This window comes from Xanthomonas sp. LMG 12459 (assembly GCF_009192905.1).
Classification (GTDB): domain Bacteria; phylum Pseudomonadota; class Gammaproteobacteria; order Xanthomonadales; family Xanthomonadaceae; genus Xanthomonas_A; species Xanthomonas_A sontii.
Window position 1 is genome coordinate 1 of record NZ_NSGT01000109.1, and the last position, 7,217, is coordinate 7,217.

Annotated in this window: 10 protein-coding genes; 4 read left to right on the forward strand and 6 right to left on the reverse strand. The window is 68.1% G+C overall.

The genetic code is table 11. From position 1 onward, the window contains the following. Nucleotides 1-16 precede the first annotated feature (16 nt). Nucleotides 17-1,102, reverse strand: a complete 1,086-nt coding sequence (locus CEK65_RS19735) for a PA0069 family radical SAM protein (protein WP_152182739.1) — start codon at nt 1,100-1,102, stop codon at nt 17-19. Here CEK65_RS19735 and CEK65_RS19740 point away from each other — a divergent pair. The 4 genes from CEK65_RS19740 (at nt 1,089) to CEK65_RS19755 (ending at nt 4,114) form a co-directional block, all read left to right on the forward strand. After that, entirely contained in the window at nt 1,089-1,496 is a 408-nt protein-coding gene (locus CEK65_RS19740; protein ID WP_152182740.1) for a hypothetical protein, read from the forward strand. The genes CEK65_RS19735 and CEK65_RS19740 overlap by 14 nt on opposite strands. Nucleotides 1,497-1,505: 9 nt before the next feature. Continuing rightward, entirely contained in the window at nt 1,506-2,978 is a 1,473-nt protein-coding gene (gene cls, locus CEK65_RS19745) for a cardiolipin synthase (protein ID WP_152182741.1), read from the forward strand. A gap of 102 nt (nt 2,979-3,080) precedes the next feature. After that, complete coding sequence (locus CEK65_RS19750; protein ID WP_010340662.1) at nt 3,081-3,347, forward strand: hypothetical protein; 267 nt, start codon at nt 3,081-3,083, stop codon at nt 3,345-3,347. Nucleotides 3,348-3,361: 14 nt separating this feature from the next. Further along, complete coding sequence (locus CEK65_RS19755; RefSeq protein WP_152182742.1) at nt 3,362-4,114, forward strand: pyridoxine 5'-phosphate synthase; 753 nt, start codon at nt 3,362-3,364, stop codon at nt 4,112-4,114. A gap of 195 nt (nt 4,115-4,309) precedes the next feature. Here CEK65_RS19755 and CEK65_RS19760 read toward each other — a convergent pair whose 3' ends face one another. The 5 genes from CEK65_RS19760 to CEK65_RS19780 form a co-directional block, all read right to left on the reverse strand. Beyond that, complete coding sequence (locus CEK65_RS19760; RefSeq protein WP_152182743.1) at nt 4,310-4,717, reverse strand: biopolymer transporter ExbD; 408 nt, start codon at nt 4,715-4,717, stop codon at nt 4,310-4,312. A 322-nt stretch (nt 4,718-5,039) separates the two neighbouring features. Next, nucleotides 5,040-5,453: a biopolymer transporter ExbD gene (locus CEK65_RS19765; RefSeq protein WP_152182744.1), complete on the reverse strand. Its 414-nt coding sequence runs from the start codon at nt 5,451-5,453 to the stop codon at nt 5,040-5,042. Between the two features lie 3 nt (nt 5,454-5,456). Then, nucleotides 5,457-5,882 carry a biopolymer transporter ExbD gene (locus tag CEK65_RS19770; RefSeq protein WP_152182745.1) on the reverse strand — a complete coding sequence of 142 codons (426 nt, stop codon included), beginning with the start codon at nt 5,880-5,882 and terminating at the stop codon, nt 5,457-5,459. 40 nt (nt 5,883-5,922) lie between these two features. Continuing rightward, a complete protein-coding gene (gene exbB / locus CEK65_RS19775) occupies nt 5,923-6,687 on the reverse strand; it encodes a TonB-system energizer ExbB (RefSeq protein ID WP_152182746.1) in 765 nt (254 codons plus the stop codon). A gap of 97 nt (nt 6,688-6,784) precedes the next feature. Next, a partial coding sequence (locus tag CEK65_RS19780; protein WP_152182747.1) for an energy transducer TonB occupies nt 6,785-7,217 on the reverse strand: 433 nt, incomplete at its 5' end.

Sequence of the window (7,217 nt, forward strand, 5' to 3'; positions counted from 1 at the left end):
AATCCCCAATCCCCGCTCAAAACAACACACCCTGCGGCGACGGCGGGCGCGGCGGCAACGGTTTGACGAAGTGGCTGCAGTCCAGGCGGCGACGCGGGGACTCGGCATAGCCCAGCCGCTTGTGCGCCAGCGCGAAGCGCCGCGCCAGCAGGTCGGCGTAGACGCCTTCGCCGCGCATGCGCTTGCCGAAGGTGCTGTCGTAGTCCTTGCCGCCGCGCAACTGCTGCACCGTGCTCATCACGTGCGCGGCGCGGTCGGGATGGTGCGCCTGCAGCCAGTCGCGGAACAGCGGCGCCACCTCGTGCGGCAGGCGCAGCAGCACGTAGCCGGCGGACTCGGCACCGGCCTCGCGGGCCGCCTCCAGCACCGCTTCCAGCGCGTGATCGTTGATCCACGGGATCACCGGCGCCACCATCACCCCGACCGGCACGCCGGCCTCGTGCAGCGTACGCATCGCCCGCAGCCGCGCGTGCGGCGCCGAGGCACGCGGCTCCAGCTTGGCCGACAGCCGCGGGTCCAGCGACGTTACAGAGAAATGCACGCTGACCAGGTTGTCGCGGGCCAGCGGCGCCAGCAGGTCCAGGTCGCGCTCGACCAGCGCGTTCTTGGTGATCAGCGAGAACGGGTGGCGGGTCTCGGCGAAGACCTCGATCAGGCGCCGGGTCAGCTGCAGCTTGCGCTCGATCGGCTGGTAGGCGTCGGTGTTGATGCCCAGCGCGATCGGGCTGGGCACATAGCCGGGCTTGGCCAGCTCGCGGCGCAACAGTTCTGGGGCATTGGTCTTGGCGAACAGCCGCGTCTCGAAGTCCAGCCCCGGCGACAGGTTCAGATAGGCGTGGCTGGGGCGGGCGAAGCAGTAGCTGCAGCCGTGCTCGCAGCCGCGGTACGGGTTCACCGACTGCGCGAACCCCACGTCCGGCGACTGGTTGCGGCTGATGATGCTGCGCGCGGTCTCCTCGCTCACCTGGGTGCGCAGGCGCGGGGCGGCGAATTCCTCGCTGTCGTCGGGGTGCCAGCCGTCGTCCTCGGCCTGGCTGACGGTCCGTTCGAAGCGGCCCGGCAGATGGCTGCCGGCGCCGCGGCCCTTGATGGCGGTGCTCATCGCCATAGGCTACGCGGCAGGCGTCTCGGCGGATGCGACGGCACCGACGGCGGCGCTGAATCTTTCAGGCGACGCAGTCAGCGTGACGCACCTCCGCCCGTTGCCCACGGCGGCGCAGCAGATCGACGTTCCACGGCGGGCCGGCGGCCTGTCGCTCTTCGGCGATGACGCTGCCATTCGCCGAACCGGGGCCTCGTCGCGGGCGCACGCGAACGCCGACGCCTTGGCGTCACTCGGTTGCCGCGAACGCCTGCTGTCATGCACCCGCAGTGCAGCGCAGGTTCGCAGAGCGGATGGCTGCCAGCGCGCCAGACAGCAAACCCACGCGATCCGGGCGGTCGCCGTGGTGCCGGGCCTGCATCGCCTTCGCCGCAACCTCCGCGTCACCCTCTAGAATCCGCCGATGCTCGTGATCGCGACTCTGCAGAACACCTGGGACCGGCTGACCGGCATCCCGCACATCGGCGCTTACCTCACCGCCGCCTACCTGCTGTACATCCTGTGGCTGAGCGGCTGGATCGTGCTGCAGAAACGCGAGCCGGCGGCGACGCTGAGCTGGGTGCTGTCGCTGGCCGCCTTGCCCTACCTGGGCTTCGTCATCTACTACCTGCTGGGCCCGCAGAAGGTGAAACGGCAGCGCCTGCGCCGTGGCCGCTCGCGCTCGGGCATGGAGCACTACAGCAGCGTGTGCCCACCCGATGCCGACTGCACCGAGCTGGCCAAGATCGCCCAGGCCACCACCGGCCTGGCGCCGAGTTCGGCCACCGCGGTGCAGTGGCTGGTCGACGGCGCCGCGACCTACGAGGCGATCCTGCGCGACATCGGCGCCGCGCAGCACCATGTGCACCTGGAGTACTACATCTTCAATCCCGACCGCACCGGCACGCGCATCCGCGACGCGCTGGTCGAGCGCGCTCGCGCCGGGGTTCGGGTGCGCCTGCTGCTGGATGCGGTCGGCTCCTCGCAGGTGCGCAAGCGCTTCCTGCGGCCACTGCTGGAGGCCGGTGCCGAGGTGGCCTGGTTCCATCCCACCCAGTTGCTGCGGCCGTTCAAGTTCAAGCGGCCCTGGGTCAACCTGCGCACCCACCGCAAGATCGTGGTGATCGACGGCCGCATCGCCTTCACCGGCGGCATCAACGTCACCGACGAGGAGAACGAGGCGCTGCGCGCCGACGCCTACCGCGACCTGCACCTGCGCTGCGAAGGCCACGTGGTGCGCAGCCTGCAGCTGGTGTTCGTGGAGGACTGGCTGTACGCCACCCGCCAGGGCAGCGATGCCTTCGACATGGCGCGGATCTGGCCCAGCGACATGCCCAGCCGCGACGCCGGCAGCATCCAGGCACAGGTGCTGGTGTCGGGGCCGGATTCGTCGTGGGAAAGCATCCATCGCCTGCAGGTCGCGGCGATCCACGAGGCGCAGCGGCGGGTATGGCTGGTCACGCCGTATTTCGTGCCGGGCGAGGCCGCGCGCATGGCGCTGACCTCGGCGGCGCTGGGCGGGCTGGACGTGCGCCTGCTGGTGCCCAAGCGCAGCGATTCGCGGCTGGTGACCTTGGCCGCGCGCTCTTACTTCGACGAACTGCTGCAGGCCGGCGTGCGGATCTACGAGTACGGCCCGCGTATGCTGCATACCAAGGCGCTGATCACCGACGAGGACCTGTGCCTGGTCGGCAGCGCCAACTTCGACAACCGCAGTTTCCGGCTCAACTTCGAGGTCGCCACGCTGTTCCGCGATCGCGGGCTGACCAGGCAACTGGCCGAGCTGCTGGAAGGGGAGATGGCCGATGCGGTGCGCGTACGCGACGACCGCAAGCGCTCGCTGTGGCGCTACCGGCTGCCGGAGGCGGTGGCGCGGCTGACCTCGCCGCTGCTGTAAGCGCGGCGCCCCGGCGCCGGGAGCGGCGCGCGCCGGCGGCGGTGCCACGTGGAACCGGCACGCCCGGCGGCGCTACACTGCGCCATCCTTGGGGAGATCGTCATGTACTGGCTCTTTCTGCCGCTCGCGCTGGGTGCTTTCGTTCTGGCGTTCACGACGCCGCACATGTGGTTGCTGGTGGTGAGCCTGCTGGCCGCGCTGGCCTTTCTGCTGGCCTGGGCACGCGGCTGGTACGTGGCCAAGATCGGCGATGCCAGCCAGCGCGACGCGATGCCGATGATCGACCCGGCCGAACTGCGCCGCCTGCGCGAGCAGGCCGAGGCGCGCCGCGCCGCGGCCGCCGCCAGCGACGACGCCGCGGCACCGTAAGCGGTTCGCCAGCGATGACCAAGCTCAGCGTCAACGTCAACAAGATCGCGGTGCTGCGCAATTCGCGCGGCGGCGACCTGCCCAGCGTGCTCGACGCCGCGCGTGCCTGCCTGGACGCCGGCGCGCACGGCATCACCGTGCACCCGCGCCCGGACCGGCGCCACATCCATGCCGAGGACGTGCTGGCGCTGGCCGAACTGACCCGCGAGCGCGACGTCGAATTCAACATCGAGGGCAACCCGTTCGCGCCGCCGCGTCCCGGCTATCCGGGACTGATCGCGCTGTGCGCGCAGACGCGTCCAGCTCAGGCCACCCTGGTGCCCGACGGCGACGGCCAACTCACCTCCGACCATGGCTTCGACTTCGGCCGGGACAGCGACCGCCTGCGCCCGCTGATCGCCGAACTGAAAGCCCTGGGCTGTCGGGTCAGCCTGTTCGTCGATGCCGACAACCCCGACTTGGCGGTGGCGGCCGAACTGGGCGCCGACCGCATCGAGTTGTACACCGGTCCCTATGCCGCCGCGTGGGAGCAGGGAGACAGCGCCGCGGCCGCGCCGTTCGCTGCTGCCGCACGCCGCGCGCAGGCTGCCGGGCTCGGCGTCAACGCCGGCCACGATCTGGCCCAGGCCAATCTCAGCGCGTTCCTGGCAGCGGTCCCCGACGTGCTGGAAGTGTCGATCGGCCACGCGCTGATCGGCGAGGCGCTCTACGCCGGGCTCGACGCAACGGTGAAGGCGTATCTGGCGGTGCTGGCCGGGGCACGCTGAGCGAGGCCGGCAGCGCGGCCTGGCTCCCTGGAACTTGCCCGCGTCGCGGGCGCAGCGATCGCGTACAGCAAGGTTGTCGCGATCGGCGCAATCCAATCAACCTGGGCGTTCGCTGCCTCCCGCAAGCGGAAACGCGCGAGTTCCCGACGCACGCGACGCCACCGGCAATGGTGGCGTCGCACCACAGACCGCCTGTTACTGCACGAAGCCGATGCGCTGGACGTCGGCGTTCTTGGCCGCCGCCAGCACCTTGGCCATGGCCTCGTAGTCGGCGTCCGGGCTGGCATCGATACGCAGTTCGGGCGCGTTGCCGGCCGCCTGCGCCATCGCCTCCTGCAGCCGGGGTTGCAGATCGCGCAAGGCCAGCGGCGCGGCATTCCAGAACAACTGGCCACTGGCGTCCAGGCGCAACTGGATCGGATCCGGTGGCGGCAAGGGCCTGGAAAGTGCCGGCGTCCGCTGCGGCAGGTCCATGGCGATCGTCCGCGTCAGCATCGGCGCGGTGACGATGAAGATGATCAACAGCACCAGCATCACATCGACCAGCGGGGTGACATTGATCTCCGCCAGCGGTCCCCGATTCCCTGCAGCACTGAACGCCATGGCCAGCCTCCTGTGGGTGTTGTGGTGTCGCGCCACCAGCCTACACCCGCGGCGCGGCGGGATGCGAGGGGCGGCGACAGGCGGGGCGGACTCGGGAGTGGTCCCGCATCGGACTGCTCAGGCCGGGAGGCGAGCAGGCGAGCGCGAAGCACGCCCGGCCAGGCGGACGACGCGACGCGCCACACGCAGGACCGCGGGCAGGCATCGTCGCAGCGGGCAGTGCAGCCAACCGTGCACGCACAAAAAAAACGCCACCGTTGCCGGTGGCGTTTGCAGTCGCGTCATGACTGAGGTGTTGCGGTGAAGCGAATTGCGGTGAAGCTTATTGCTGCACGAAGCCGATCTTCTTCATGTCCGAGTTCTTGGCGGCGGCCAGCACCTTGGCCATCACGTCGTACTCGGAATCCGGATTGGCATCGATGCGCAGTTCCGGCTGGTTGGTCGGATCGCGCTGGACTTCGTTTTCCATCATCTGCGGGAGCGCACTCACCGCCACCGGGCTGTTGTTCCAGAACACTTGGTTCGACGCATCGATCCGCAGATCGATCGGCGGCGGCGGATCGCGCAACTGCGGCGGCGGGTTGATGACCCGCTGCGGCAGATCCACGTCGATCGGGTACGTCATGATCGGCGCGGTCACGATGAAGATGATCAACAGCACCAGCATCACGTCGACCAGCGGCGTGACGTTGATGTCGGCCATGGGACCACGGCCGCCTCCTGAGCTGAACGCCATGGCTCAGTTCCCCTTCTCTTTGGTCGCAACGAAGCCGACGTCCAGCATGCCCTGACTCTGCGCGATCTTGGTGATCTCGTTGATCGTGCGCATCTTGGTGGTGCGGTCGCCACGCAGGTTGAGCGGCGGCTGCGGGGTCTGCTGTGCAGCGGTCGAGAAGCGCGATTCCAGGGCTTCCTTGGAAATCGGCTCATCGTTCCAGTACAGCGATCCATCCTCCTTGACCGCCAGCGTGATCGGATTCGGGCGCTTGTCGCTCTTGTCCGGATCCTGTTTCAAGTTGGCTTGGGGCAAATCCACCTTGACCTTGTGGGACATCAGCGGTGCCGTGATGATGAAGATGATCAGCAGCACCAGCATCACGTCCACGAGGGGCGTGACGTTGATGTCGGCCATGGGGCCGCCGCTGTTACCACTACTGAAAGCCATAACGGGCTCCGTTAACGTTGCGTGGACGACTTAGCCGGGATCAGCGAACGCGCGAGCCGGTGGCGAAGAAGTCGTGCAGATCGTGAGCGAAGGTGTCGAACTTGGCGATCACCGAGCTGTTGACCTTGCTGAAGAAGTTGTAGGCGAACACGGCCGGGATCGCGACGAACAGGCCGATTGCGGTCATGATCAGCGCTTCACCGACTGGGCCGGCCACGACTTCGATGGAACCTGAACCGGTGGCACCAATCTTGATCAGCGCACCGTAGATGCCCCACACGGTACCCAGCAGACCGACGAACGGTGCAGTCGCACCAACAGTCGCCAACAGGATCATGCCCGACTGCAGCTTGGTGCTTTCGCGGGTTACGGCCTGACGCAAAGCACGGTCGACGAACTCCGAACGGCTCAGGGTCTCGCCCAGACCGGCGCCGGTGCCAGCTTCGGCGCGCTGGTGGTGCGCAGCGGCCTGCGCAGCGTCCAGGGCGATCTTCGAAAACGGCTCGGAGGCCGGCTGCTCTTCCATCGCACGGATGGCGTCCTGGGCATTCGGGGTGTCCCAGAACAGGCTGGTGACGCGGTCGGCCTGGCTCTTCAGGCGGGTGGCGCGGAAGATGTTGATGATCGTCCAATACCAGGACGAGGCGGACATGAGAATCAGGGTGATGAGCACCACCCAGGAGACGGCGAAGTCACCCGGCTTGGAGGTCATTTCGGTGATCAGGTGCTCGAAGCCCATCTGCGACAGGGCGTTCGATGCGTTGTTGCCCCCCGCAGCAGCGGCGATGAAAATTTCCTGCAGCATGACGCTTACCTTTGTTGTGTGTGGTGGTGATGAGGGTGGTGCAAAGAGTAGACAGGGTTTGCGGACCGGCGGTGCGCCGGTCCGCGCAACCTTTGTATCAGTTCAGCGCGAAGTTGACCGGGACGCGAACGCGGCCGGCGGTCTTCTGTCCATTGACGACAGCGGCATTGAACCGCCACTTGCGCGCTGCTTCCATGGCGGCGCGGTCCAGGTCGCGGTTGCGGCTGGATTTCTCGACGGCAACGTTCGTGACGTTACCACTGGCATCGACATCGATGATCAGGATCACCTCGCCCTGCGCGCCCGACCGGAATGCAGCCGGCGGGTACTTCGGCGGGTTCATGTTCTTCGACGAAATATCGACGCTAGCGCTGATGTCCGAGGGTGCGGCCGGCGGCGCGGGCGGCGACGGCGGGGTGGCCACGTCGTTCGGGCGCGGCTCCGGCACGTCGATCACCGGGGCTTCCGGCGGCGGCGGCAGCGGGGTCGGCTTCGGCGGCGCGAGGCTCTTCACCGGCGGCGGCGTGAGC

Excerpts from the sequence above, each read along its gene's own strand:
- CEK65_RS19760 (WP_152182743.1), bottom strand. The coding sequence starts at position 4,717 with ATGGCGTTCAGTGCTGCAGGGAATCGGGGACCGCTGGCGGAGATCAAT.
- CEK65_RS19740 (WP_152182740.1), top strand. The coding sequence starts at position 1,089 with ATGGCGGTGCTCATCGCCATAGGCTACGCGGCAGGCGTCTCGGCGGAT.
- cls (WP_152182741.1), top strand. The coding sequence starts at position 1,506 with ATGCTCGTGATCGCGACTCTGCAGAACACCTGGGACCGGCTGACCGGC.
- CEK65_RS19735 (WP_152182739.1), bottom strand. The coding sequence starts at position 1,102 with ATGAGCACCGCCATCAAGGGCCGCGGCGCCGGCAGCCATCTGCCGGGC.
- CEK65_RS19750 (WP_010340662.1), top strand. The coding sequence starts at position 3,081 with ATGTACTGGCTCTTTCTGCCGCTCGCGCTGGGTGCTTTCGTTCTGGCG.
- exbB (WP_152182746.1), bottom strand. The coding sequence starts at position 6,687 with ATGCTGCAGGAAATTTTCATCGCCGCTGCTGCGGGGGGCAACAACGCA.
- CEK65_RS19770 (WP_152182745.1), bottom strand. The coding sequence starts at position 5,882 with ATGGCTTTCAGTAGTGGTAACAGCGGCGGCCCCATGGCCGACATCAAC.
- CEK65_RS19765 (WP_152182744.1), bottom strand. The coding sequence starts at position 5,453 with ATGGCGTTCAGCTCAGGAGGCGGCCGTGGTCCCATGGCCGACATCAAC.
- CEK65_RS19755 (WP_152182742.1), top strand. The coding sequence starts at position 3,362 with ATGACCAAGCTCAGCGTCAACGTCAACAAGATCGCGGTGCTGCGCAAT.